This is a genomic window from Microbacterium paraoxydans (genome assembly GCF_020524545.1).
In the GTDB taxonomy this organism is placed as follows: Bacteria; Actinomycetota; Actinomycetes; order Actinomycetales; family Microbacteriaceae; genus Microbacterium; species Microbacterium paraoxydans_C.
In genome coordinates, this window is the sequence record NZ_JAIVLG010000002.1 from 64,471 (window position 1) to 89,827 (window position 25,357).

Here is a 25,357-nt window from a genome sequence, read left to right on the forward strand (position 1 = left end):
GATGACGTGGGGAGGGGCACGATGAGTGCAGACGAGGGATCCGACTCGCTCTCGGATCATGATCTCGTCGAGCGTGTGCGCGGCGGGGAGAATGCTGCCTACGCGGAACTCTGGCGTCGCCATGCAGGCGCGGCCTACTCCGTCGCGCGGACCTTCGAAAGACTGGATGCAGACGACATCGTCTCCGAGGCATTCGTTCGCGTGCTGCGCGCGATCAAAGCGGGAGGTGGTCCGTCGACGGGCTTCCGGCCGTACCTGGTCATGTCTGTGCGCAACGTGGGTCGAAGGTGGTATACCCAGGACGCGCCTCTGCCTGTAGGGGAGTTGGAGTATGTGATCGACCCCGCCGCGCCCGAGGGGGAGCTCACGGTGGTCGAGGAATTCGAGGGAGGAGCGGCTGTAGCGGCGTTCCGAAGCCTCCCCACTCGCTGGCAGGAGGTTCTGTGGTACAGCGAGATCGACGATATGAAGCCTCGCGAGATCAGCGTCCTTCTCGGTATGGCGCCCAACGCGGTGTCGGCATTGATCGTCCGCGCAAAACGAGGATTGCGAGACGGCTGGATCAGCGCCCAGCTCGCGGGCGCCAAGACACCGGAATGCGAGACCGCGCTGAAGGCCATGGGCGCCCATACCCGGAGTGGCTTGTCGGATCGGGCTCGCAGGGCCCTCGAGAGCCACCTGTCCTCGTGCCCCACCTGCCCGGAGGCTCTCGCCGAGGCGAAGAACCTCGCCACCCTGACGATGTCGGTCCTCCCTGCCGTTGCGGGAGTCGCGGGCGCCGCGGGATACATGTCCACCCTCGAGGCTCCACCGCTCTCGGTCGCCATGGCATCGGGACTCGATGCCATGGTCACAGGGCCGTCGGCCGCGGTCGGTGACGATCGCCGCAGACGGCGCACCGGCGTGATCATCCTGCTGCTCATCCTCGTAGCCGCGCTGGTGGCGCTGGGCTTCTACGGGGTGTTCAGCGCGCTGACGGTTCCAGAAGGTGACTCTGATGCGGGGAGTTCGACCACCCAGCCGGCGCCAGGAACATCGGCGGAGTCTGAGGTGCCCGCGACGTCGACCCCCTCGCCGGGAACGACTTCGACGCCGACGCCGACCCCGTCACCGCCCGGGGGAGACCCGCAACTGCCTCCGGGGTCGAACCCGGGTACGGATGTTCCACCGGCTTCTGATCCGGGTGCCCCGGGGCAGAACCCGCCGGGATCAGGCGAGATCCCGTCTGTGCCCGCGGCTCCGGGAGCCACGCTGACGCAGTTTGACTCACGAATGTACCCGAGGTTGTCCGGCGATGCCGCACCGCGAGCCGTGATCGAGGTCGTCGACAGCGGCGGTGCGACGATCGTAACCACGACGGCCAGCGCGGATGGGACCTGGAGTGCGCACCTCACCGCGGCCCCGGCGGGCTCCGACTCGGTATCCGCCAGGCAGGTGACCGACGGAGGGCGATCGCCAGCAAGCGCGCCCATGACATACACACTGGCCTCCCCGCCGCCTGCCGCGACGCCGGTATCGGGTTCCACGGTGTCCGCCGCGCGGTTCCGGTTCGCATTCACGGCAGCACCGGGAACGATTATCCAGCGTCAGATCGTGGGGTCGACTCCCGTTCAGACCCTCCGCGTTCCGAGCAGCGGAGCGTGGAACGAGTACCTCGCTACCGAACCCGGCGACCGTTCCCTGAGGTTGCGCTACGCGAATCCCGCGACGGGCGACTATGGCCCGTGGGCCACGTGGAGCTTCACCGCCGAGTGAGACGCACGTCTCGCCGTCGAGAGGGAGAGGGGGAGGGTGCGCGATCGCGCACCCTCCCCAGCCCGGACTGGGGAGACCGGGCGCATCCGGCCGGGGAGCCGGGCAGGCCATGGGACGCCTGTACCTGACTGGACTCGGACGCGTCTGAAACGTGACGCGAAAGGAAGGCGGTGATTTGCGTTCGGACCCGATCACGATCGCACAACGACGAACGTATCTCGGAGTGCGACCTAGCGAACATTCCGATATATCTCTATCGTCGGAGGTGCGGCGATCTCGGATCGTCGTTTCGACCCACGGGGAGGTAGGCCGAGATGACCGCGCGCGTGCAAGGAAACAATCGCAGAGAACGCAAGATACGCAAGCCGAGACGGCTCACCGTAGCCGCAACCGTCGGAGCTCTCGTCGCGGGTGTCCTGTCGGCGGTGAGTCCGCTGGGCGGTGCTCCCTCGGCCTTCGCAGCGCCGGGCGACCCGTTCGATCCTGCAGCCCCAGTCGTCTTCATCGCGCAAGGCGACCCGTCGCAGATGCAGCGTGCCGAGACCACCGGCGACGGCTCTTTCGCCTTCAGCAACGAGGGCGGCCCGGCCGCCGTCGGCTATAACGCGATCGCGTTCAACCCCGCAGACAACTACATGTACGGCATGGTGACGAACACGTTCACGCCGGGGATTCCGCGCGGTTCCCTCGTCCGCATTGCCGAGGGCGGGGTCGTCACACGGATCGGCTCGACCGTATACACCCACCCCGGGGGCTCGACCCGATTTTACTCGGGGGCCTTCAACCCCGCCGACGGGCTGTACTACATCTCCGACTCGGCACCCAACACGACAATGCTGGCTCTGAATGTCGCTACAGGTGCTGTGGTGAGCACCCTCGACTTCGGACAGCAGCCCGACGTGCAGGACTTCGCTTTCGCAGACGGCTTCGCCTGGGGCGCCAACAACGCCGGCGATCTGCGCCGGATCAACGTCACCACGGGCGGCATCACCGTGTTCCCCGGCGTCATGCCCACGACGACCGGTGGATACGGCGGAGTCTGGAACTTCGGCAACGGCAACCTCGGATTCTCCGCGAACGCCACGGGAAACGTCGTGCAGCTGGAGATCGTCGACGGCGCGACCGCGACGCCGACGTTCCGCGTGGTCAACACCGTCGCAGGACCGAGTTCGAGCCTGAACGACGGCACCTCGATTCCCGGCCTCCCCGCTGATCTCGAGGTCTCGAAGACTGCCTCAGCCACGTTCGAATCCGGCGACCGCATCAGCTACGAAATCACCGTCACGAACAACGGCGCAGGATTCTCGAGCGGCTGGTCCGTCTCCGACACGCTTCCGGCAGGACTGAGCAATCCTGAGGTCATCGGCGACTTCTCCGATTCGTACGATGGCAATGTCGTCACCATCAGCGGTGGCGGCCTGGCACCCGGCGAGTCCGCGACGTTCCAGATCGAGGCCGATACCGACGTCGCCGCCGGCACGTGTCTGGAAAACACGGCCACGGTCCTCGGCAACGAAGAGGATCCGGTGCCGGAGAACGACTCTGACACGGCGATCACCTGCGACCTCGCGCTGACGCTCGAGAAGTCATCGGATGCCACCGCCGACTCACGCCCCGGCGATGTCATCACCTACACCGTGACCGCGACGAACACCGGCGAGGGCGACTTCACCGAGGCGAACCCTGCGGTCGTCTTCGATGACCTCTCCGGCGTTCTGGACGACGCCACCTACAACGACGACGCTGCCGCGACCGTCACGGGGGACCTCGGCTACGCCGCTCCGCTGCTGTCATGGTCCGGTGCGCTCGCCGCCGGCGCGTCCGTGGACATCACCTACTCCGTGACTCTGGAGTCCGGCGGCGACGGCGAAGTCCGCAACGTCACCTGGCGTCCGGGCGATCCGGGGGTCACCACGCCGCCGGCCTGCGACCCGGCCGTGGACGGCGTGGATCCGGTGACCGGCGAGCCCTGCGCGGTCGTGCAGTTCGAGCTTCCTCGGCTGACGATCGACAAGTCGGCAGACAGCACCGAACTCCCGGCGGTCGGTGAGCAGCTCACCTACACGATCACGGTCACGAACGAAGGGCCGGGCGACTACACGGCAACGGCTCCCGCCACCGCGACCGATGATCTCACCGACGTGCTCGACGACGCGACATTCGATGATGCATCGCTCTCCGCTTCTACCGGCACGGTGACGCGCACCGGCAACGACCTGGTCTGGGAGGGGCCGCTCGCTGCGGGCGACCAAGTGGTGATCACGTTCTCGGTGACGTACACCGGAGACGGCGATCAGATCCTGAGGAACCAAGCGTGCGTACCGGCCAGCGCGACGCTTCCGGGCGCTCCGTCCTGCGACGTCGTGGAGGTACCGGGAGCAGCGCTGTCGCAATGGAAGAGTGCGTCAGCATCGTCGGACCCGGTCGTCGCCGGCTCCACCATCACGTACACCCTCTACTTCGACAACGACGGTCAGACCGCCGCAACGGTCGACGCGGTCGACGATCTCACCTACGTGCTCGACGACGCGTCCGTGACGTCGGGTCCGGTCTCCGCTGACGGGCTGACGGTCGCACTCGTCGGCGACCAGATCCTCATCTCCGGCTCGGTCCCGGTGGGTGAGGTCTACACCGTCGAGTACACGGTGACCGTCAACGCGGACGGCGAGCGCGGCGACAGCGTCGCGACCAACTTCCTCCTGCCGCCCGGTGAGGAACCGCCACCCGGCGGGGTCTGCACCCCGGCGGATGACGAGCAGCCGAACTGCACGAGCACCCCGATCACGGGCATCTCCTATGTGAAGTCGGTGGTGGCCTCTGAGACTCCCGTGGTGGCGGGAACCGAGCTCGAATACTCGATCACGATCGAGAACACGGGATCGACCGAGGTCGACGTGCTGCGCGACGACCTGCTCGCCGATGTGCTCGACGACGCGACCCTGACCGGAGCGCCGGAGTCCGACACGTCGTCGGTGACGGTCGCAGGCCCGACGGATGATGTCCTCGAGATCCGGGGGACGATCGCGGGCGGCGCTACCGCCGTGGTCACCTACACGGTCACCGTCAACGAGCAGAGCGCGCAGGGGAACAGCGTGGCGACGAACTTCCTCGTGCCGCCGGGCGAAACCCCCGAGCCGTGCGTGCCCGGCAGCCCAGAGTGCACCACGACGCCGATCCAGGCATACACCGTGACGAAGTCGGCGGGCGTTGATGAGGTCGCCCCCGGCGGCACGGTCACGTACACGGTGACGGTGGAGAACACAGGTGCTGTGGCGTTCACGGATGCGGATCCCGCGACCTTCACGGATGATCTCGCCGACGTGCTGGACGATGCGGTCTACAACGACGACGTCTCTGCGGGTGGCTCGGTTGCCGGCGGCGTCCTCTCCTGGGCCGGTGCCCTCGACGTTGGCGAGGTTCTCACCGTCACGTACTCGGTAACGGTGAACGACCCGACAACGGGCGACCTGGTGCTCACGAACGCTGTCGTGCCCGATGCTCCCGGAGGGGAGTGCGCGACGGCCTGTGTGACAGAGACGCCGGTCGCGTCGTTCGCGGTGACGAAGGAGGCGGATGTCGCGGAGGTCATGCCTGGCGACATCGTCACCTACACCGTCACCGTCACGAACACCGGCGCGACCGACTACACGGACGCGTCGCCCGCTTCGTTCGAGGACGACCTGTCGGGTGTGCTCGACGATGCGACCTACAACGACGATGTGTCGGCCGGTGGTTCGGTCGACGCAGGAATCCTCACCTGGTCGGGAGAGCTGGCGGTGGATCAGGTGGTGACCGTCACCTACTCGGTGACGGTCAACGACCCGGCGACCGGTGACCAGCAGCTGTTGAATGCCGTGGTGCCGACGGCTCCGGGTGGTTCGTGCGTGTCTGAGGGCGACTGCGAGACGACGACGGACGTCGCGTCCTACACCGTCACGAAGGAGACCAGCTCCGAGACCGCGCTCCCGGGCGATGTCATCACCTACACCGTGACCGTCACGAACACGGGTGAGGTGGCGTACACCGAGGCGGACCCGGCAAGCTTCGAGGACGACCTGTCCGGCGTGCTCGATGACGCCGTCTACAACGACGACGTGACCGGCGGTGGAGTCGTCACCGGGAACACCCTCACGTGGGAGGGCGCGCTTGGCGTCGGTGAGGTGGTCACCGTGTCGTACTCGGTGACCGTGGACGATCCGATCGTCGGCGACTTCGCGATGCGCAACGTCGTCACGCCGACCGGCCCCGGAGGCGAGTGCGACGGGATCTGTGAGACCGAGACGCTCGTTGCCTCGTTCGCGGTCGAGAAGTCGACCACGACGACCGAGGTCGTCCCGGGCGACGTGATCGAGTACACGATCACCGTGACGAACATCGGCGAGGTCGCCTACACCGCGGGTGAGCCCGCCTCCTTCACGGATGATCTCTCCGAGGTGCTCGATGACGCGGTGTACAACGGTGATGCGCAGAGCAGCACGGGTACCGGCGTCGCCTACACGGCACCGGAGCTCGCGTGGTCCGGTGCGTTGGATGTGGACGCGACCGTGACGGTCACCTATTCTGTGACGGTCAACGACCCGGCGACGGGCGACAGCATCCTCGAGAACGCCGTCGTGACGCCACCGGGAACCGGCGGGAACTGCGCGCCCGGTTCGACGGATCCCGACTGCATCTCGATCGTGCCCGCGGCTTCCTTCTCGATCGCGAAGACGGTGGAGCCGACGACCGCACTCCCCGGTGAGGTCGTCACCTACACCGTGACCGTCGAGAACACCGGAGCGGTCGCCTACACCGATGAAGACCCTGCATCCTTCGTCGATGACCTCTCGCGAGTGCTCGATGATGCGGTGTACAACGACGACGTCTCCGCGGGCGGCGAGATCGACGGAGATGTCTTGACGTGGTCGGGTCCGCTCGCGATCGGCGAGACGCTGCAGGTCACGTACTCCGTGACGGTGGATGACCCGGTGGAGGGCGACTTCGTGCTGCGGAACGTGGTGGCTCCGTCATCGCCCGGTGGCGAATGCGCCGACGGCGGGTGCGTCACCGAGACCGCGGTCGCCTCCTACTCCGTGGAGAAGATCGCAAACGTCGAAGACATCACTCTGGGCGGCGAGGTGACATACGAAGTCACCGTCACGAACATCGGTCAGGTTCCGTACTCTGACGAAAACCCCGCATCGTTCGTCGACGACCTGTCGGGCGTGCTCGACGACGCGACCTATAACGACGACGCCTCGGCAGGAGCGGTCGTGAGCGGCGACGAACTGTCATGGAGCGGTGCGCTCGCAGTCGGCGAAACCGTCACCGTCAGCTACTCCGTGACCGTCAACCAGCCGATGACCGGGGATGGCTTGCTGTTCAATGCGGTGGCCGCCGATGGGCCGGGCGGTGCATGCACAGATGACGACGGCTGCGTCACGGAGACCCCGGTGGCGACGTTCCGTGTGCTCAAGGAGGTGTCCGCCACGCAGGCCGTGGTGGGCGACGACGTGCGCTTCACGATCACGGTGACGAACACCGGCCAGGTGCCGTACACGCAGGAGCGGCCCGCGTCCTTCACGGATGACCTGACCGACGTTCTGCGCCTCGGCTCTTACAAGGGGTCCGCCACCGGAGGGGCCGCGTACGAGGCCCCTGTCCTGTCCTGGGAGGGCGCGCTCGACGTGGGCGAGAGCGTGACGGTCACCTACACCGTCACGCTGGAGCGCGCGGGTGAGTTCCGCAACGTGGTCACGACGCCCGAGGGAACCGGCGCCAACTGCCCGGCCGGGTCGACGGATGACGACTGCGACACGGTCACGAGGGTGATCACGTCGGATCTCGCGACGACCGGTGGAGTCGCCGCGATCGGCGCGGCCGCGCTCAGCACGCTGCTTCTCGGCCTCGGCGCCTGGCTCGCTGTGCGTCGCCGTCGTGAGGAGCAGCTCGAATCCCTCTGACGCCATGACGGCTGAGTGGGTGGGTGGGTCCTGATGGCCCTCGCACCCACTCCGCCGTTCCGGCTCGAGTCCGGGTTGTACCGGAGAAGAGCGGATAGCTACTGGCTGTCGCGGCTGTGCCGAAGCCTCTCGGCGGTCGCGAGCACGGTGCTGGCCGTCGCTAGCTCGCGGACGGTGGTGTCCAGCGCGAGGGCAAGTCGTTTGGCCTCTCCCCGTTCGAACCCCAGGCGGTGAATGCGCGCCTTGTATTCGTGGGCATCCATCTGCGCCTCGTGAAGGACTTGAGCCACAGAACGACCGGTTCGGCGGCGAAATCTCTCGAGCGCCCGCGGGTTGAGGAAGACACGGTTCGCGGCTATCGCAGCAGTGCTCTTCATCGCTGCGCCCAGACGATCACGGGCACGATGATCCACACCGCGAGACTTACCCAGCCGAGGGCTATGCCCCACGCGGTTCGTTGTCGACCGCGTTGACGCAGGCTCACCATGTCGCGTCGTGCGAGGTACCCCGTGGTGAGCGCGACGATGGAGCCTAGGAGCGGAAGCGCGAGCGAGATGATGCCCGCGACGAGGGATACCGTCGAGAGAGGGTTCATGCGAGCGGTGGGAAAGGTCATGTGAGCCACGGGCGCGGACGACGCCGAACGAGGGTGCAAATCCGGCTGGGGCTCTGCACCGTGCGCGGGTGAGCGACGGTTCGCTGTTCGAAGGCGCCCGGTGGTGCCGGAGTGGCGGTGTTCGGTCATGTGCTTCCTCTCGGCCCGAGGTAGTTTTCGATGGTCTTGCATTAGAGACCGGCGAGATCGCGGAGCATGACGCGAGACACCAGAACTCTGGGTCGAGGGCCTGAGCAACCGATCGGCTGCGGTGACGGTGCGGCTGACGAGTTTCGGTCAGTCGCGTCATGATTCGCCCTCTCGGGCGTCTTCCAAGTGACCACGCGCTTGACACCGCTCCCTGGAAGGCCACACATGATCTCGACACTCAGCATCTGGAACGATCTCGCACCTCTCTACGGGGGCCTCGGGTATGCGGGCCTTACTGTCGCGCTCATCGGGGCTGTCGCCGTCGGTGTCGCCGGCGTGGTGGATCATCCGGAAGCGGTTGGCATCAGCGTCGGAGCGTGGTTCACCGGGCTTCTGCTGAGTTGCTGCGCGTTTTTCACGGGGCACGTGTGGTTGATGGCGGTGGCGGCCGCGGCGCTCCCAGCGGCCGCGACCGTCGCGCTGGTGAGCCGCTTCGCCCTCAGACGCGCGCGACGCGCAGCCCCGAGTGTCGGGACGATGACGCTGCACCCCCGTGGAGTCCAGGGTGCAGAGAACGCGCACGCACTGAGCGGGCACTAGCACGGCTTGCGGACTGTCGAGAGACGACGCGTCGGGCGCGGAAGGGGAACTCGCAGAAATGTTGAAAGGATCGCGCAGATTCACGTCATGATGATGACCGAATGGGGTCTTGTGGGTGGGGCGCACGGCCCCTGTGGGCATCCTCGACATCGAGGAGCGGCAACCCCTCGGGTTTCCGATGGCCGCAGTGACAACGTGGATCGTGCCTATAAGACGTCGAATCTGATGGGGGACTCATCATGAACAAAGCAATCACTCGCTGGGCCGCAGGCGGAGGCGCAATGGCTGTTGCGCTCGCGCTCGTGACCGCGCCCACCGCGGCTGCGTCCACGCCCGTCGCCGTTGACTTCACCGGGGGCTCGTGGAACGGCGCTGCTGGTTATCCCCTTGATGCGGAGGGCGGCACCGGAGTGAGCGGCGCTGTGGCCGATCTCGGCAACGGTCTCACGGTGACGGTGAGCTACTCGGAGGTCGGAACAGCTGAGGCACAGGGACGGATCGGGTCGTCGCTGGGCAACCTGAATCTCCTCGCCGCGGGCGCGGTCGCCGACCTCGAGAACCCTGGCACGCCGCTGCCGGGCGACTGTCTGAGCACCACCGACATTTTGGGGAACGTCGGGACGCCGGCAAACGGATGCCATGAGACATCGGGGCTCACGCTGAACATCGGTTCCATCGGCGCGAACAACGCGGGGACGCTGGGCAACTATGTGCGCTACGACTTCGCCTTCAACGAACTGGTCACTATTCCCGCCGGTGTCACGCTGACGGACATCGACTCGTTTCGAGTTCAGTACAACGATGCTTTTCCGATCGACTACCAGGTAGACCTCTATCAGGACGCTGTCGGGTTCGAACTCTGGAGCGGTGCGCCTGCGGAACCGGGGACCGGTGTTGCTCCGGTTGTTGCGCTCGGTGGTGACCTGACCTCGTCGAGCCTTGGCGGAGTTTCCTACGTGCACACCGCCGACGCGCCGGTCGGAGGACGCGGCGGCCTGACGGATTCGGGCGATATCGACAACCACGCGACGTTCTCTGCGGCGACGGCCGTGCGTGGCTTCTCTATCTACTATTGGGATGAGCTCGCAGACAGCGCGTTCGACCCCGGCGTCTTCCCCACCGTGGGAATCGAGAACTTCGAAGTGGTTCCGGCGGCCAGCCAACTGGCCGTGACCAAGACTGTAACGGGTGGAGCGGAACCCTGGGAGTTCGTTGTCACCGTCACTGGATCAGACGCATCGAGCCGTGAGGTCGTGCTCACGGACGAGGCTCCCACGGTCGTTATCGATGTCGATCCCGGCGTCACGTACACTGTCTCGGAGCAGGGCGCCCCTGGTTACGCACTAGAGTCGATCGACTGTGGCGACGGCACGGATTCTTTCCGCGCCTTGTACGACGACGGGACCACTGCAGCCGAGACCGCGTGCGAGGTGACCAACGCGGTTGTGGCTCCGACGGAGACTCCGACTGAGGACCCCGAGCCGATGGAGACTCCGACGATGCCGCTCCCGATTGCTCCCCAGACAGGAGGGGCCGGTGACTAGCGCGAGGCGACTCGCGAGGCGCATTCCTCTCGGGTCCTTCCTGTGATGACGACGGAGGTCGTGAGAGAAGTGGGCGTGAGTGGTCGCGCACGCCGACTTCGTGTCGTGCTGGGCGGAGGGATCAAGGTCGCGGCGATGGGATCGTGTCTGTTCCTTACCGCGTGCGCCCCGGAGCCGGTCGTCGGTACTGTGCCGGCGCGAGACAAGATCTCGCCTGTCGAGTCGAAGTCGCCCGACCAGTCGACTGACGTGTGCCGTGAGGGCGAGCCCGTGCACTTCGTCTGGCCAGACCTCGACGTCGATGCCGCGATCGAGCGCGTTGGTCTGGACGCGGAAGGCGCACTCGCCCCTCCGACCAGCAAGGACACGATCGGATGGTACGAGCCCGGGTGGAAACCAGGGTCCGGGCATGGCAACATCCTCATCGAGGGGCACACCTACACAGACGACTCTGCCGTCTTCACCGAGACCTTCGGTGAAGACGTATCCAAGGGTTCGCGCTTTTGGTTCGAGATGGACAATGGAAGCCGCTGCGAATATGAGGTCACGGAGCTCTTCCTCTCGATCGACAAGGACGAAGAGTTTCCTGCGGTCGCCGTGGAGCACGGCTTTTTCAATGCGACAGGCGAAGAGCGAGTGTTCGGGGTGACGTGCTCCGGAGAGTTCGTCGGCGACAGCCACCTCGACGTCGATGCGTTTTACGCAGAGCCTGCCTGGTGACATCGGGCTGACGCCGTGACGACGTCACTGGATCCCTGTGTTCCCGGCCAATCCACAGGAATGCCAAAGCATGTCCTCGTAATCTGGGATCTCCCAAGGGGAGTACTCCGACACGGTGGGGTCGTCATTACGGATGCACGTCGCATCCCGGACCACCGGTTCCTGTTCACGGAATGGAGAAGACTTTGGCGGTACGGTCGTACCCCGAGTCTGGAGCCCTCATTTGGATATCACCCCGCTGATCTGGATCATCACGATCGTGATCACGATCGCCTTCTTCGTGTACGAGTTCTTCGCGCACGTGCGCACGCCGCACGAGCCGACGATCGCGGAGTCGGCGCGCTGGTCGATCTTCTACATCAGTCTCGCGCTGCTGTTCGGCGTCGGGATCGGCGTCTTCTCCGGGTGGACGTTCGGCGGCGAGTACTTCGCCGGCTATCTCACCGAGAAGGCGCTGTCGATCGACAACCTCTTCGTCTTCCTGATCGTGATGACGGGCTTCGCCGTGCCGAAGAAGTATCAGCAGAAGGTGCTGATGATCGGCATCGTGATCGCGCTGGTCCTGCGAGGCATCTTCATCGCCATCGGCGCGACGCTCATCGAGAACTTCTCGTGGATCTTCTACCTGTTCGGCGCGCTGCTCCTCGTGCTCGCCTATCGTCAGGCTTTCAGCAACCATGAGAGCAACCCGGCGAACGGGCGATTCATGACGTTCGTCCGCCGTCATCTGCCCGTCAGCGACGAGTACAACGGCGACCGGCTCACGGTGGTGAAGGACGGCAAGCGCTTCGTCACGCCGATGCTCCTCACGATCATCGCGATCGGATTCATCGACCTGGTGTTCGCGGTCGACTCGATCCCCGCGATCTACGGCCTCACCGACCAGGCGTACATCGTCTTCACGGCGAACGCCTTCGCGCTCATGGGTCTGCGTCAGCTGTACTTCCTCATCGGTGGACTGCTGGAGCGTCTGGTCTACCTCGCTCAGGGACTTGCCGTCATCCTCGGATTCATCGGCGTCAAGCTCGTCCTGCACGCGCTGCACGTCAACGAGCTGCCGTTCATCAACGGCGGCCAGGGCGTCGAGTGGGCGCCGGAGATCCCGATCTGGTTCTCCCTGCTGTTCATCGGCGCGACCATCGCGGTCGCCACCGTCGCCAGCCTCCTCAAGACACGCAACGACCCCAAGCCCCTGCCTTCCGGCACCACCGCAACACCGACCAACAAGGAGCACTCTTGAGCGCGCAGCGCTGTTCTGACTCTTCGGACTCTGACAGTACGAGCGCCCGGTTCATCCCGGGCGCTCACCCCTCCACAGACGAGGCGGCCCGCTGATGGGCGATCTGCTCTGGAACATCGCCCTCGTCTTCGCGTTCGTGCTGATCGGCGGTGTGTTCGCTGCGACGGAGATGGCTCTGGTCACGCTCCGTGAGAGTCAGATCAACGCGATCGGGCAACGGGGTCGTCGTGGGGCGAAGGTCGCGTCACTCGCCCGCAACCCCAACACCTTCCTCTCGGCCGTGCAGATCGGAGTGACGGTCGCCGGATTCGCCTCGGCCGCCTACGGAGCCACCTCGATCGCTCCGTCGTTGGCGCCGGTGTTCGAGTCGTGGGGGCTCGCCCCCGCGCTCTCCCTCACGATCGCCACGGTCGTGCTCACCCTCGTGATCGCCTACCTGTCGCTCGTGCTCGGAGAGCTCGTGCCCAAGCGGCTCGCGATCCAGCGCAACGCCCAGTTCGCGTATGCCGTGGCCCCCGCTCTCAACGGGTTCGCGGTGGTCATGCGACCGGTCATCTGGCTGCTGTCGGTGTCGACCGACGCCCTGGTGCGACTGCTCGGCGGCGACCCTCAGAAGACGAGCGATGAGATGACCGACGAGGAGGTGCGCGACATCGTCGCAAGCCACCAGGGGCTGCCCGAAGACGAGCGTCGGATCCTCGACGATGTGCTTTCGCTGAGGGGCCGCCAGGTCAGTGAGGTCATGCGACCGCGCCCGGAGATGGTGGCGCTGGATGAGGTCGCCAGCGTCGGTGAGGCGCTGACCCAGGTGCGAGATCTTCCGTACTCGCGGTACCCCGTCTCCCACACGTCGATCGACGACATCACCGGCTTCGTCCACGTGAGAGACCTGTTCGAGGCCTCAGCGGACGATCCTGCTCGTCCTCTGAGCGCACTCGTGCGCGACATCCCGTACATCCCCTCCAGCGCCCGGGTGCTGCCCACTCTCACCCGGATGCGGGCCGAAGGGCACCACATCGCGGTCGTCGTCGACGAGTACGGCGGCACGGATGGCCTGGTCACCCTGGAGGATCTCGTCGAGGAGGTCGTCGGGGAGATCTTCGACGAATACGACGCCGAGGAGTACTTCTCTGCGGAAGAGGGGCTCGACGGTCGTCTCAACCTGCAGGACTTCGAGGAGGTGACCGGACTGGCGATGCCGCGCGGCTCGTCCGACACCATCGCCGGGTTCGTGACCGAGCAGTTGGGGCGTCTCGCGGTCGTCGGTGACACCGTCGAGGTGCCTGGTGCGTCGATCCAAGTCATGGCGCTCGACCGTCGTCGCATCTCGCGAGTGCGGGTCACACCGCACGAGATCCGGGAGTCCTCCGAGGAGTGATCCGCGACCGTGATCACATCGGGAAGCGCACTCCCGTGAGGCGCTCGGCGGCCGTCCATACCCCGGCTCCCGTTGCCGGGGTACGGACGTCGTCCGAGGCGGTCACTCGCCGTGGTTCCCCACGGAATTCGAGCAGTCCACCAGGGCCCCAATAGTCGCCGTTCGCCACCTCCGCCGAGGTCGCCGCGTGCACGATCGGCAGCGCTCCGCCGTCCTTGCCCTGCACGAGCACCCGCGTGGGGGCGGTCAGGGCGCGGACGAAACCGGGGACTTCGGCGAGGCCCGGGCGCGGCGGCGTGAGCGGGTCGACGGCGTAGCCCGGGTGCGCGACGACCGCCGACCGGGAAGAGTCCGACCAGCGCCGAGCGAGCTCGAAGGCGAAGGCCATCAAGGACGCCTTCGACCGTCCGTACTGCCGCAGGGAGGATCCGGTCCACGGGTCATCGAGGGTCGCGGGATCGAGCTGCGCGAAACGGTGCGCGATCGAGCCGACCACGACCACGCGGGCATCCGGTGCGAAGAGCGGTTCGAGCTGCGCCGCGAGGGCGAAGTGGCCGAGGAAGTTGGTGCCCACCATGAGGTCGAAGCCATCGCTCGTGCGCGCGGCAGGATCGGCCGCCTTCACGCCGGCGTTGCAGATCACCGCATCGAGCCGTTCGTCCACGCCGGCGGCTGCGTCGGACACGCTGCGGAGCGAGCCGAGGTCGAGCACCGAGGCGCGCAGGTCCGCCTCCGGCACTCGGCTGCGGATCGCGGAGACCGCGGTCTGCGCGCGCTCGGGTGAGCGACAGCCCAACAGCACGCGCGCTCCGCGAGCGGCCAGCTGCTCGGCGCACCAGTAGCCGATGCCCGCATTCGCGCCCGTGACCAGCACCGTGCGGCCGCGCAGGTCTTCGGCAGGTGTGAGGGGAGCGGCATCCATCCCCCCAACCTACGTGCCGACGACGTCAGCGGTCAGTCGTCGCGATGAGTCTCGTGCTCGTCCCCGTCCTCGAGGAGCATTCCGATCGAGGTGACACAGGCGTCGCCCTTCCAGGCTTCGATGCCCTCGCGCACGGCGAAGGCGGCGATCACGAGTCCGGCGACGGCATCCGCCCACCACCATCCGAGCAGCGAGTTGGCGACCAGGCCGATCAGGACGGCGGCGGAAAGGTACGTGCAGATGAGGGTCTGTTTCGAGTCCGCGACCGCTGTCGCCGATCCGAGTTCTCGACCCGCGCGGCGTTCGGCGAGGGAGAGGAAGGGCATGATCGCGACGCTGACCGCTGTGAGGATGATGCCCATCGTGCTGTGCTCCGGGCGCTCGGCTGTGAGCAGCGCGATCGCGGAGGTCGCGGTGACGTAGATCGCGAGGGCGAAGAAGGCCACGGCGATCACCCGCAAGGTCGGCTTCTCCCAGCGTTCCGGGTCGCGGCGGGTGAACTGCCACGCGACGGCGGCTGCGGAGAGCACCTCGATCGTCGAGTCCAGCCCGAAGCCGATGAGAGCCGCTGACGATGCGACCGCCCCCGCCGTGATCGCGATGATTGCCTCGACCACGTTGTAGCCGATCGTGATGCCGACGATGAGGCGGATGCGACGATGCAGAATCTCCCGACGCGAGTCGGGGAGCGTCGACGACATCAGCAGGTGCATCCGTCGCCCGAGCAGCAGTCCGGTTCGACGACGAGGGTGACACGCAGGAGCATGTCGAGGGCCGGCGCGAGGTGGCGGTCAGCCAGTCGATAGCTGCTGCGGCGGCCGTCCGGCACGCTCTCGACGAGCCCGCAGCCGCGGAGACAGGCGAGGTGATTCGACAGGGCTTGGCGGGAGACACCGAGGGCTTCCGCCAGATCGGCGGGGTAGCGGGGGGCTTCGCGCAGAGCCAGGAGCACGCCGGCACGGGTGGGATCGGAGAGCGCATGTCCCAGGCGAGCGACGGCGGACGTGTGGGACAGGGAGGCGAGAGCGGTTGTCACGTGCTCGATGATACAGAAGATGATGAATTCAGGAAATCATGAACAAAGAGAGAGGGCACGACGGCGCCTCCCGACGTCAGCGGTCAGCGGATCGCGTAGACCGCGCCGCCGACGATCACCGCGACGACGGTCGTCCAGCCGATGATGGCGATGGCCTGCCAGAAGAGGATGCGCGCCTTGCCGATGCCGGAGGCTGCGAGCATCGTCGCGGTGAACTGCGTCGGCAGCAGGAGCGGTCCGAGCAGACTGACGCCGGGCACGCCGTAGCGTTCGAAGGCGCGCTGGAACTTCTCCTTGCGGGCGGAACCGCGCCCGGAGTCGGCGGCCTCGACCACCGCGGCCGTTTCCGTCGTGCCGCCGCCGGCGAGGGCGGCCGTTCTGGCGCGCGAGCGGTTCACGACCGCCTGACGTGCACCGGAGCTCGCCAGCACCAGCACCGCGACGCAGAGGAAGTTGCCGACCATCGCGGCGATTGCCGCGACCACCGGAGGGATACCGCCGAGGATCCCGATGCTCACCGCGCCCTCGCCCTCGATGAAGGGGATCGCGCCGGCGAGGGCGACGATGAGCGGCTGCACGAACTCGGGGACCTGGGCGACCAGGTTCTGGAAGGTCTCGATGAGGTTCATGGGGGCTCCCTGCTGTCGGTGCGAGCGGTGTCTCCGCCGCGATGATCCCAGTCCAGTCGAGGAGCATCCGCGGCGGCAGTGTCGGCCCGTCACCTGTTCCCCTGCGGTTCGCACGGTGATCCCGTGACATGTGTCACGCCTCTATCGTGGGAGCGTGAGTTCCGTCCCCACGACGCCTGCCGCCGAGCCGATGCCCGGCGCCCGCCAGCTCGCCAGGGGCATCACCGCCACCTGGTGGTACACCGCGAGTGCCGTGGTGTTCTTCGAGCTCATGCTGGTCGCCGCGTGGACCGGTGTCACGGCCGCCGTCGACGTGCGCGGGGGCACGATCCTCGTGGTCGCGATCGGTGGCGTGCTCTGGTGCGCCTCGACCATGCTGCTGCTCGCCGACTACCGCAGCCGCATCGACGCCGGCCCCGGTGTCGCGTGGGGGCGCCTGGCCGTGCCCTTCCTGGTGGCGGTCGCGTACGGGGCGGTGGCGGGATCGGTGGTCGGTAGCTGGGCGCTCGTGGCCATGCCGGTCGCGCAGTTCTTCGTGCTCCTGAGATGGCCGCGCGGGATCCGGGTGCGGGTGGCCGGTGCGGCGACGCTGCTGCTCGTGGCCCTGACGGCGGTGGACTCCACTGCGAGGGGCGACACGAGCCTCCCGGTGTGGCTGCCCGCCGTGTATGCCGTCCTGCTGCCGGCGATGACCGTGAGTTCGCTCTGGTGGTGGGATGTCCTGGTCACGCTCGACCGGGCCCGTGCCTCGGAGGCCAAGCTCGCCGCGACGCAGGAGCGCCTGCGGGTGGCGACCGACGTGCACGACCTGCAGGGGCATCACCTCCAGGTCATCGCGTTGCAGCTGGAACTCGCGGAGCGGCTGCTGCCGACCGATGCCGAGGCCGGGAGGGAACAGCTCCGGGCCGCCCGGCTCAGCGTCGACGAGGCGCGACAGGGGACCAGGGACCTCGCGACCCGCTTCCGGTCCGTTCCGCTCGGCGATGAGCTCGCCAATGCGCGAGACCTCCTGACCGCGGCCGGGCTCGCGGTGGAGGCCGTAATCGACGCGGATGCCGATGCCGCACCGGGCTCCGCGCTGGGACCGGTCATCCGCGAGACGACGACGAATGTGCTGCGCCACGGGGGCGGCGGCCGCGCTCGGCTGGTGCTGGCGCGGGTCGGAGGTTTCTGGCGATACGAGATCGCGAACGACAGGGCGCCCGGAGCGACGGTCGAGCACGACGGGTCGGGCCTCGAGGGGGTTCGGCGGCGGATCGAGGAGGCGCAGGGCTCTCTGGAGGTGCGTCGCGACGCCGGCGAGTTCGCGGTCGTCGTGACCGTCCCGTCGCAGCCGGAGGAGGGACGATGATCCGCGTGCTGCTCGCCGACGACGAGGCGATGATCCGCTCCGCACTCGCCGCGCTGCTGCGACTCGAGGCGGACATCGACGTCGTCGCAGAGTGCGCCGACGGCGAGGAGGCTGTCGCCGAGGCTCTGCGCCTGCAACCCGACGTGTGTCTGCTGGATCTGGAGATGCCCGGTCTGGATGGGGTGCAGGTCGCCGAGAGGCTACACCGTGCGATCCCGACGCGCTGCGTGGTGGTCACCCGTCACGCCCGTCCAGGTGTGCTGCGGCGAGCCCTGGCATCCGGCGTCTCCGGCTTCCTGCCGAAGTCCCGGGGTGCGGACGAGGTCGCCGCCGTCATCCGCCGAGTCGCGGCAGGAGCCCGCTACGTGGATCCGGAGATCGCGGCGGACGCTCTGAGCGATGAGCGCTCTCCTCTCACGGATCGCGAGCTCGACGTGCTGCGGGCGGGGCGGCGCGGGGAGACCACCGGCCAGATCGCGCGGTCCCTCGCTCTCGCGCCCGGCACCGTGCGCAACCACATCTCCGTGATCCTCGGCAAACTCAGCGTCGACACCCGCCAGCAGGCCGTGCTCACCGCCGAGGAGCGCGGTTGGATCTGATCGCCGATACCTCATCGCACCTCCGGCGCCTGCTCGCCCCGAGATGAGGCGCGGGATCGTGGTGTCCGTCATCCCGTCATCCCGACCGGGAACACCCTGCGAGAATGGACGTGCCGAGTCCCGAGCCGAGGAGCCAACGTGCAGTTCATCTCCACCCGCGGCGGCATGCAGCCGCAGTCGTTCAGCGAGACGCTGTTGGAGGGCCTCGCGCCCGATGGCGGCCTCGCAGTGCCGGAGACCATGCCGACCGTCGACGGCGAGACGCTCGAGCGCTGGCGGGCACTGACCTATCCGCAGCTCGCGACCGAGGTGCTCGGGCTGTTCGCGACCGACATCCCCCGCGCCGACCTGGCCCGGATGACATCCGCTGCGTACGCCGACTTCCCCGACGGTGTCGTGCCGCTGCGGACGATCGACGAGGAACTCACCCTCGTCGGACTCTCCGAGGGGCCGACTCTCGCGTTCAAGGACATGGCGATGCAGTTCCTGGGGCAGGTGCTCGAGTACACGCTGGAGCGCAAGGGATCGGTGCTCAACATCCTCGGTGCCACGTCGGGAGACACCGGGTCGGCGGCCGAGCACGCGCTCCGTGGCAAGGAGCGCGTCGCGGTGTTCATGCTGTCGCCGCAGGGTCGCATGAGCGCGTTTCAGCGCGCGCAGATGTTCTCGCTGGACGAAGCGAACGTGCACAACATCGCCGTCGAGGGTGTCTTCGACGACTGCCAGAATCTCGTCAAGAAGCTCGCCGGCGACCTCGACTTCAAGCGCACCCAGCACCTCGGTGCGGTGAACTCCATCAACCTCGCACGCATCACGGCGCAGACGGTCTACTACTTCTGGGCGTGGCTGCGGGCGACGGATGCGGGGGGCTGGACCGAGCTCTCCTTCACGGTGCCGTCCGGCAACTTCGGCAACATCCTCTCGGGCTTCTTCGCGAAGCAGATGGGTCTGCCCATCCGCCGCCTGGTGCTCGCGGCGAATGAGAACAACGTGCTGGACGAGTTCTTCCGAACGGGTGTGTATCGCCCGCGCAGCGCTGCTCAGACGCTTGCCACCTCCAGCCCGTCGATGGACATCTCGAAGGCGTCGAACCTGGAGCGTTTCATCTTCGAGCTGGTCGGCCGTGATGCGCATCGCGTCGTCGGCGCCTGGCGGGAGCTCGACGAGCAGGGCTTCTTCGACTTCTCCGCGGATCAGGAGCGCTTCCTCGAGGAGTTCGGGATCGTCAGCGGCACCTCGACCCACGAGGACCGGTTGGCGACCATCCGCTCGGTGTACGAGACGACGGGCGAGGTCATCGACCCGCACACGGCCGACGGCGTCAAGGTCGCGCGGGAGTACGTCGAGCCCGGTGTGCCCATGCTCGTGCTCGAGACCGCGAAACCCGAGAAGTTCGCCGAGACGATCCAGGAGGCGCTCGGTGTGGAGCTCGGCTACGCGCCGGAGCTGCAGGAGATGCTCGACGCCCCGCAGCACGTGACCGAGATGCCCGACGACGAGCACGCACTCCGCGCGTTCATCGAGGAGAACGCGCTGCGCTGACCTCTACTGTCGACGCCCCCTCTGCCCGTCGACACCCCCTCTGCGCAGCGTGCGCCTACGGGGGTGTGGACGCGAGGAGGGGGCGTCGACGTGTGCGATCTGCACATCCATAAGCGAGGTTCGTGCGATCTGCACATGTGAGACGAGTGTGGGGCGTAGCTACTGTGGCGCACAACCCGTTCCCTCTCCCGAAGGATCCTCATGGCACGCACGGCGCATCCAGACGACTTCGCGCTCTCCCGAGTGACGCCCGAGGCCCGCAAACCCTGGTTCGGAATCGCCGTGCAGCGATTCGGGCAGGTCTCGGCCCTCTCGCAGTTCCTCCTCGGCGCGACTCTCGGCTACAGCATGACTTTCGGCGAGGCCGTCCTCGCCTTCCTCTTCGGCTCGATCATCCTCGAAGTCATCATGTGCGTGGTCGGCTTCATCGGCCAGCGTGAGGGCCTCAACACCGCTCTGCTCGCGCGCTGGACCGGCTTCGGCGAGATCGGTGCCTCTCTCGTGGGGCTCGCGATCGGGATCAGCCTCATCGGCTGGTTCGGCATCCAGTCCGCCATCTCGGCGCAGTCGCTCGACGCCCTGATGCCCGGCGCGCTGCCGGTCTGGGCGTGGAGCCTGATCTTCGGTCTCGCCGTCACCGCGATCGTCGCCTTCGGCTTCGTCGGCATGCAGTGGCTAGCGAACATCACGGTGCCGCTGTTCCTGATCCTGGTCGGCTGGTCGGTCATCTCCGAGCTCAGTCGGCACGACATCGGCGAGCTGCTCACGGGGCCCGCACCCGGACCGACGATGAGCGTCTGGGCCGGCACCGGCATCGTCGCGGGTGGACTCATCGTCGGCGCGATCATCACCGGTGACATGACCCGCTTCAACCGCTCGCGCGCCGACGTCGTCAAGCAGACCGTCCTGGGCGTCTCGCTCGGTGAGTTCGTGATCGGACTCGCCGGTGTCCTGCTGGCTCACGCGGCTGCGACCGGAGACATCGTCGCGATCGTGACGTCGTCGGTCGGCTTCATCGGACTCTTCATCGTGCTCACCGGCACCTTGAAGATCAACGACTGGAACCTGTACTCGTCGACCCTCGGCCTGGTGAATTTCATCTCGACGGCGTTCGGCAAGAACCTACATCGCGTCACGACGACGATCGTGCTGGGTGTCGTCGGGTCCATCCTGGCCGCGGTCGGCATCCTCGGACAGTTCACGGAGTTCCTGATCGTGCTCAGCGTCGCGTTCCCTCCGATCGCCGGCATCATGGTCGCCGAGTACTACGTGGTGCGCCGCTGGCGTCCTGAGCTCGACGCGACCCGCGAGGCGGGTACCCTTCCGGCGACCGCGCCGCGCATCGTTCCCGCGACGATCGTCGTGTGGCTGGTGTCCGCGCTCGTCGGCTACTTCGTCACGTGGGGCATCCCGTCGCTGCTCAGCCTCTTCCTCTCGATGGCGCTCTACATCGTGGCGGGCAAGCTCGGCTGGGTCCGCGGAGTGGGTGTCGCGAACACACGGCACGCGCGCCCGGTCGAAGAGACAGCCACGGCCTGAGCCGCGCCGAGTCAGACAAGAACCACAGGAAAGCGAGAATCATGCACATCGGCATCGACGTCGGCGGCACCAACACCGACGCAGTCCTCATGGACGGCACCCGCACGCTCGCGGGCGTGAAGCACTCGACCACCCCCGATGTCACCAGCGGCATCATCCAGGCGATCGAGGACCTGCGGGCGGGGCATGCGTTCGAGGGCGCCGACATCGACGCCGTCATGATCGGCACGACGCACTTCATCAACGCGCTCGTGCAGGCGAGTCGTCTGGCACCGGTCGCGGCACTCCGTCTCGGGCTCCCCGCGACGCGAGCCCTGCCGCCGCTGATCGACTGGCCCGAGGTGCTGGTGGAGGCGACGCAGGCGCGGAGCTATCTCGCCCACGGTGGCTACGAGTTCGACGGTCGGCCGATCTCGCCTCTCGACCCGGACGAGATCCGGGCACACGCCGAAGACATGAAGGCGCACGGCATCCGCTCGGTCGCCATCTCCTCGGTCTTCAGCCCGGTCAACCACGACCTCGAGGTGCGAGCGGCCGAGATCGTCGTAGAGGTGCTGGGGGCGGATGCCGCCATCTCGTTGTCGCACGAGATCGGACGCATCGGGTTGCTGGAACGCGAGAACGCGACGATCATCAACGCCGCGCTGCGCGAGCTCGCGTCCGAGATCGTCGATGGGCTCACGTCTGCCGTCCGCGCCCAGGGCATCGACGCGCCGATCTTCCTCAGCCAGAACGACGGGACGCTCATGGACGAGGAGTACGTGCGCCGGTACCCGGTCGCGACGTTCGCGTCCGGTCCGACGAACTCGATGCGCGGAGCAGCCGCGACGAGCGGTCTGGACGACTGCGCCGTGATCGATGTCGGGGGCACCACGGCCGACATCGGGCTGCTGATCAACGGATTCCCGCGGGAGACCGCCAACGAGGTCAAGGTCGCGGGCATCCGCACCAACTTCCGGATGCCGGACGTGCTCTCGCTCGGCATCGGCGGCGGGAGCATCGTCGATGAGGAGACGGCCGAGGTGGGGCCGGCATCCGTCGGGTACAAGCTGGCCACGGAGGCGTTGGTGTTCGGCGGATCGACCCTGACCGCCACCGACATCGCGGTCGCGGCCGGACGTGCGCAGGTGGGCGATGCGAGCAAGGTCGCGCACCTCGACCCGGTGTTCGTCGAGCGGGTGCTCGCCCGCATCGCCGAGCGGGTGTCCGAGGCGGTCGACCGCATGCGCACCTCGCCCGAGCCCATCGCGGTGGTCGCCGTCGGTGGAGGCTCGATCCTTCTCCCCGACGAGCTGCCGCTGTTCGGCACCGTGCATCGTCCCGAGAACTACGCGGTCGCGAACGCCATCGGCGCCTCGATCGCCCAGGTGGGCGGTGAGATCGACAAGGTCTACGCGATCGAGCCGGGGCGTCGCGACGAGACGCTCGCCGAGGTGCGCGCCGAGGCGGTCGACAAGGCGATCGCAGCGGGCGCCAAGCCGTCGACCGTGGCGATCATCGACTTCGACGAGGTGCCCATCCCGTATCTTCCCGGCAACGCGACGCGCATCCGCGTCAAGGCGGTCGGCGACCTCGACATGGGGGCGTGACATGAGCTGGACGATCGCTCCCGCGCACATCGACGGACTCGCCCGCGGCGCCGCGGTGCTCGGCACGGGAGGCGGAGGGGACCCGTACATCGGTGCCCTCCTCGCCCGCCAGGCGTTGAGTTCCGGTGACGTCACGGTCGTCGGACTCGAGGAGGTGCCCGACGACGCGCTCGTGCTGTTCGTCGCGATGATGGGCGCGCCGACCGTGATGGTCGAGAAGCTCCCCAGCCTCGCCGAGGTCATCGAGCCGGTCAAGGCGCTCAGCGTCCACCTCGGCCGTCCGGTGACCCACATCGCCTGCGCGGAGGTGGGCGGAGTCAACTCGACGATCCCGATCGCCGCGGCGGCCGCGCTCGGACTGCCGCTGGTCGATGCCGACGGCATGGGTCGCGCGTTCCCCGAGCTGCAGATGGTGCTGCCGACGTTGTACGGCGTGACCGCATCGCCTCTCGCGTTCAGCGATGAGAAGGGCAACACGGGTGTGCTGCAGACGGCCGACAACTCGTGGACCGAGCGCATCGCCCGCGTGGCCTGCGTGGAGATGGGCTGCTCGGTCATGATCTCCGGGTTCTCGATGTCCGGCACAGCCGCGCGAGGGTCGCTCGTGGCGGGTTCGCTGTCCCGCTGCATCGAGATCGGGCAGCGCATCGCGACGGCCCGCGAGGAGAAGTCCGATCCGGTCGACGCGGTCGTCCGGCTCCTCGGCGGGCGAGAGCTGTTCGACGGGAAGGTCGTCGACGTGCACCGGGCCACCACCACCGGCTTCGCTCGTGGGCGCGCCCGCATCGACGGGGACGCCGACCGCTCGCTGACCCTGCAGTTCCAGAACGAGCACCTGGTGGCCGAGGCCGACGGCACGGTCCTCGCGACCACGCCCGATCTCATCATGGTGCTCGACGGCGAGTCCGGCGAGCCGATCACGACCGAGGGGCTGCGGTACGGGCAGCGGGTCCGGGTGATCGCGGCTCCGGCCGACGAGCGCTGGCATTCGGAGGCAGCCCTCGCCATGGTCGGCCCGGGGTACTTCGGGTACGACATGGCGGCGCACCGCTTCGACGGCAGCATCTCCACCGGTGTCGTGCCGGCGGGAGCGACGGCATGAGCTGGCAGCTCACCGCGGCCGACCTCCCCGATCTCGCCCGAGGAGCGACTCTGCTCGGCACCGGCGGAGGTGGCGATCCGTACATCGGCAAGATGCTCGTCGAGCGCGTGCTGGGCGAGCAGAGCATCACGATCCTGGATCCGGAAGACCTCGCCGACGACCTCTTCGTCATCCCGACCGCCCAGATGGGTGCGCCAACGGTCATGGTCGAGAAGATCCCGGCGGGCACCGAGCCCACGCTCGCCCTGCGCACGCTCGAGGAGCACCTCGGGCGGAAGGCCGATGCGACGATGCCGATCGAGTGCGGCGGCATCAACTCGATGATCCCGCTCATCGTCGCGGCCGAGACGGGTCTGCCGGTGGTGGATGCCGACGGCATGGGCCGGGCGTTCCCGGAGCTGTCGATGGAGACCTTCGCCGTGTACGGCGTGCACGGGTCGCCCCTCGCTCTCGCCGGGGAGCGCGGAGAGAAGGTCGTGATCGACACGGGAGACGATGACCGGCAGATGGAGTGGCTCGCCCGCGGCATCACGATCCGTCTCGGTGGCGTCGGTCATATCGCCGAGTACGCGATGAGCGGCGCCGACGTCCGGCGCACGGCCGTCCCGCGCACGATCTCGATGGCCCTCGCACTGGGCCGCGCGATCCGTCTCGCCCGCGAGGAGCATCGTTCACCGTTCGAGGCGATCGCGGCGACGCTGACGACGACGCTCTACCCGCACCTTCGGGAGCTCTGCGTCGGCAAGGTGATCGATGTCGAACGGCGCACGACCGAGGGGTTCGCCAAAGGCCGTGCGGTGATCGCACCCCTCGGCGCGGAGGAGGGCGACACTTTCGAGATCTCGTTCCAGAACGAGAACCTCACCGCCCACCGCGGGGAGACTCTCGTGGCCATCGTGCCCGACCTCATCTGCGTGGTCGATCACGAGACGGCCGAGCCCATCACGACCGAGGGTCTCCGCTACGGGCAGCGCGTGCGGGTGCTGGGCATCTCCACACCGGGGATGATGCGCACGCCCGAGGCGCTCGCCGCCTTCGGCCCCTCCGCTTTCGGTCTCGCAGCGGACTTCGTCCCGGTCGAGACGCTCGCCGCGGGTGAGGGCGTTTCTCCCTAGGCTGGGTCA

The 25,357-nt window shown here is 67.5% G+C and carries 20 protein-coding genes; 14 read left to right on the plus strand and 6 right to left on the minus strand.

Features of this window, described 5'->3' with window-relative positions; translation table 11 throughout:
• The first annotated feature begins 21 nt into the window (after nucleotides 1-21).
• The gene (locus tag LC041_RS04985; protein ID WP_226531856.1) at nucleotides 22-1,755 is read left to right on the plus strand and encodes a sigma-70 family RNA polymerase sigma factor; all 1,734 of its coding nucleotides are present in this window, start codon (nucleotides 22-24) and stop codon (nucleotides 1,753-1,755) included.
• Between the two features lie 314 nt (nucleotides 1,756-2,069).
• Complete coding sequence (locus tag LC041_RS04990; RefSeq protein ID WP_226531857.1) at nucleotides 2,070-7,697, plus strand: DUF11 domain-containing protein; 5,628 nt, start codon at nucleotides 2,070-2,072, stop codon at nucleotides 7,695-7,697.
• A gap of 98 nt (nucleotides 7,698-7,795) precedes the next feature.
• On the opposite strand, the gene LC041_RS04995 is transcribed toward LC041_RS04990, so the two are convergent.
• A complete protein-coding gene (locus LC041_RS04995) occupies nucleotides 7,796-7,960 on the minus strand; it encodes a hypothetical protein (protein WP_226531858.1) in 165 nt (54 codons plus the stop codon).
• A gap of 110 nt (nucleotides 7,961-8,070) precedes the next feature.
• Nucleotides 8,071-8,313: a DUF4190 domain-containing protein gene (locus LC041_RS05000; RefSeq protein ID WP_226531859.1), complete on the minus strand. Its 243-nt coding sequence runs from the start codon at nucleotides 8,311-8,313 to the stop codon at nucleotides 8,071-8,073.
• Between the two features lie 354 nt (nucleotides 8,314-8,667).
• On the opposite strand from LC041_RS05000, the gene LC041_RS05005 reads away from it, so the two are divergent.
• The 5 genes from LC041_RS05005 to LC041_RS05025 all read left to right on the plus strand — a co-directional run bounded on the left by LC041_RS05005 (nucleotide 8,668) and on the right by LC041_RS05025 (nucleotide 13,924).
• Nucleotides 8,668-9,042 (plus strand): hypothetical protein, encoded by a 375-nt coding sequence (locus LC041_RS05005; protein ID WP_226531860.1) that lies wholly within the window; start codon nucleotides 8,668-8,670, stop codon nucleotides 9,040-9,042.
• 281 nt (nucleotides 9,043-9,323) lie between these two features.
• Nucleotides 9,324-10,586, plus strand: a complete 1,263-nt coding sequence (locus LC041_RS05010) for a hypothetical protein (protein WP_226531861.1) — start codon at nucleotides 9,324-9,326, stop codon at nucleotides 10,584-10,586.
• Between the two features lie 75 nt (nucleotides 10,587-10,661).
• Nucleotides 10,662-11,306, plus strand: coding sequence for a class F sortase (locus LC041_RS05015; RefSeq protein ID WP_226531862.1), 645 nt, complete (start codon nucleotides 10,662-10,664; stop codon nucleotides 11,304-11,306).
• A gap of 223 nt (nucleotides 11,307-11,529) precedes the next feature.
• Entirely contained in the window at nucleotides 11,530-12,546 is a 1,017-nt protein-coding gene (locus tag LC041_RS05020) for a TerC family protein (RefSeq protein ID WP_226531863.1), read from the plus strand.
• Nucleotides 12,547-12,640: 94 nt separating this feature from the next.
• Nucleotides 12,641-13,924, plus strand: coding sequence for a hemolysin family protein (locus LC041_RS05025; RefSeq protein WP_226531864.1), 1,284 nt, complete (start codon nucleotides 12,641-12,643; stop codon nucleotides 13,922-13,924).
• Nucleotides 13,925-13,937: 13 nt separating this feature from the next.
• On the opposite strand, the gene LC041_RS05030 is transcribed toward LC041_RS05025, so the two are convergent.
• The 4 genes from LC041_RS05030 to LC041_RS05045 all read right to left on the minus strand — a co-directional run bounded on the left by LC041_RS05030 (nucleotide 13,938) and on the right by LC041_RS05045 (nucleotide 16,511).
• Nucleotides 13,938-14,846, minus strand: a complete 909-nt coding sequence (locus LC041_RS05030; protein ID WP_226531865.1) for an SDR family NAD(P)-dependent oxidoreductase — start codon at nucleotides 14,844-14,846, stop codon at nucleotides 13,938-13,940.
• 32 nt (nucleotides 14,847-14,878) lie between these two features.
• A complete protein-coding gene (locus LC041_RS05035; RefSeq protein WP_226531866.1) occupies nucleotides 14,879-15,547 on the minus strand; it encodes a cation diffusion facilitator family transporter in 669 nt (222 codons plus the stop codon).
• Complete coding sequence (locus tag LC041_RS05040) at nucleotides 15,547-15,882, minus strand: ArsR/SmtB family transcription factor (RefSeq protein WP_226531867.1); 336 nt, start codon at nucleotides 15,880-15,882, stop codon at nucleotides 15,547-15,549. The genes LC041_RS05035 and LC041_RS05040 overlap by 1 nt, the downstream gene beginning before the upstream one ends.
• Before the next feature lie 83 nt (nucleotides 15,883-15,965).
• Complete coding sequence (locus tag LC041_RS05045; protein ID WP_226531868.1) at nucleotides 15,966-16,511, minus strand: small multidrug efflux protein; 546 nt, start codon at nucleotides 16,509-16,511, stop codon at nucleotides 15,966-15,968.
• Nucleotides 16,512-16,665: 154 nt separating this feature from the next.
• Between LC041_RS05045 and LC041_RS05050 the strand changes: the two genes are divergently transcribed.
• From LC041_RS05050 to LC041_RS05080, 7 genes are all read left to right on the plus strand, one after another.
• Nucleotides 16,666-17,862 carry a sensor histidine kinase gene (locus LC041_RS05050; protein ID WP_226531869.1) on the plus strand — a complete coding sequence of 399 codons (1,197 nt, stop codon included), beginning with the start codon at nucleotides 16,666-16,668 and terminating at the stop codon, nucleotides 17,860-17,862.
• Complete coding sequence (locus LC041_RS05055; protein WP_226531870.1) at nucleotides 17,859-18,461, plus strand: response regulator transcription factor; 603 nt, start codon at nucleotides 17,859-17,861, stop codon at nucleotides 18,459-18,461. The genes LC041_RS05050 and LC041_RS05055 overlap by 4 nt, the downstream gene beginning before the upstream one ends.
• Before the next feature lie 138 nt (nucleotides 18,462-18,599).
• Nucleotides 18,600-20,003 (plus strand): threonine synthase, encoded by a 1,404-nt coding sequence (gene thrC / locus LC041_RS05060; RefSeq protein ID WP_226531871.1) that lies wholly within the window; start codon nucleotides 18,600-18,602, stop codon nucleotides 20,001-20,003.
• A gap of 201 nt (nucleotides 20,004-20,204) precedes the next feature.
• Entirely contained in the window at nucleotides 20,205-21,542 is a 1,338-nt protein-coding gene (locus LC041_RS05065; RefSeq protein WP_226531872.1) for a purine-cytosine permease family protein, read from the plus strand.
• 41 nt (nucleotides 21,543-21,583) lie between these two features.
• Nucleotides 21,584-23,131: a hydantoinase/oxoprolinase family protein gene (locus LC041_RS05070; RefSeq protein WP_226531873.1), complete on the plus strand. Its 1,548-nt coding sequence runs from the start codon at nucleotides 21,584-21,586 to the stop codon at nucleotides 23,129-23,131.
• Nucleotide 23,132: 1 nt separating this feature from the next.
• Nucleotides 23,133-24,233: a DUF917 domain-containing protein gene (locus LC041_RS05075; RefSeq protein ID WP_226531874.1), complete on the plus strand. Its 1,101-nt coding sequence runs from the start codon at nucleotides 23,133-23,135 to the stop codon at nucleotides 24,231-24,233.
• Complete coding sequence (locus LC041_RS05080) at nucleotides 24,230-25,348, plus strand: DUF917 domain-containing protein (RefSeq protein WP_226531875.1); 1,119 nt, start codon at nucleotides 24,230-24,232, stop codon at nucleotides 25,346-25,348. Before LC041_RS05075 ends, LC041_RS05080 begins: the two co-directional genes overlap by 4 nt.
• Nucleotides 25,349-25,357 lie beyond the last annotated feature (9 nt).

Excerpts from the sequence above, each read along its gene's own strand:
- LC041_RS04985 (WP_226531856.1), top strand. The coding sequence starts at position 22 with ATGAGTGCAGACGAGGGATCCGACTCGCTCTCGGATCATGATCTCGTC.
- LC041_RS04990 (WP_226531857.1), top strand. The coding sequence starts at position 2,070 with ATGACCGCGCGCGTGCAAGGAAACAATCGCAGAGAACGCAAGATACGC.
- LC041_RS04995 (WP_226531858.1), bottom strand. The coding sequence starts at position 7,960 with ATGGATGCCCACGAATACAAGGCGCGCATTCACCGCCTGGGGTTCGAA.
- LC041_RS05000 (WP_226531859.1), bottom strand. The coding sequence starts at position 8,313 with ATGACCTTTCCCACCGCTCGCATGAACCCTCTCTCGACGGTATCCCTC.
- LC041_RS05005 (WP_226531860.1), top strand. The coding sequence starts at position 8,668 with ATGATCTCGACACTCAGCATCTGGAACGATCTCGCACCTCTCTACGGG.
- LC041_RS05010 (WP_226531861.1), top strand. The coding sequence starts at position 9,324 with ATGGCTGTTGCGCTCGCGCTCGTGACCGCGCCCACCGCGGCTGCGTCC.
- LC041_RS05025 (WP_226531864.1), top strand. The coding sequence starts at position 12,641 with ATGGGCGATCTGCTCTGGAACATCGCCCTCGTCTTCGCGTTCGTGCTG.
- LC041_RS05030 (WP_226531865.1), bottom strand. The coding sequence starts at position 14,846 with ATGGATGCCGCTCCCCTCACACCTGCCGAAGACCTGCGCGGCCGCACG.
- LC041_RS05035 (WP_226531866.1), bottom strand. The coding sequence starts at position 15,547 with ATGTCGTCGACGCTCCCCGACTCGCGTCGGGAGATTCTGCATCGTCGC.
- LC041_RS05045 (WP_226531868.1), bottom strand. The coding sequence starts at position 16,511 with ATGAACCTCATCGAGACCTTCCAGAACCTGGTCGCCCAGGTCCCCGAG.
- LC041_RS05055 (WP_226531870.1), top strand. The coding sequence starts at position 17,859 with ATGATCCGCGTGCTGCTCGCCGACGACGAGGCGATGATCCGCTCCGCA.
- LC041_RS05065 (WP_226531872.1), top strand. The coding sequence starts at position 20,205 with ATGGCACGCACGGCGCATCCAGACGACTTCGCGCTCTCCCGAGTGACG.
- LC041_RS05070 (WP_226531873.1), top strand. The coding sequence starts at position 21,584 with ATGCACATCGGCATCGACGTCGGCGGCACCAACACCGACGCAGTCCTC.
- LC041_RS05075 (WP_226531874.1), top strand. The coding sequence starts at position 23,133 with ATGAGCTGGACGATCGCTCCCGCGCACATCGACGGACTCGCCCGCGGC.
- LC041_RS05080 (WP_226531875.1), top strand. The coding sequence starts at position 24,230 with ATGAGCTGGCAGCTCACCGCGGCCGACCTCCCCGATCTCGCCCGAGGA.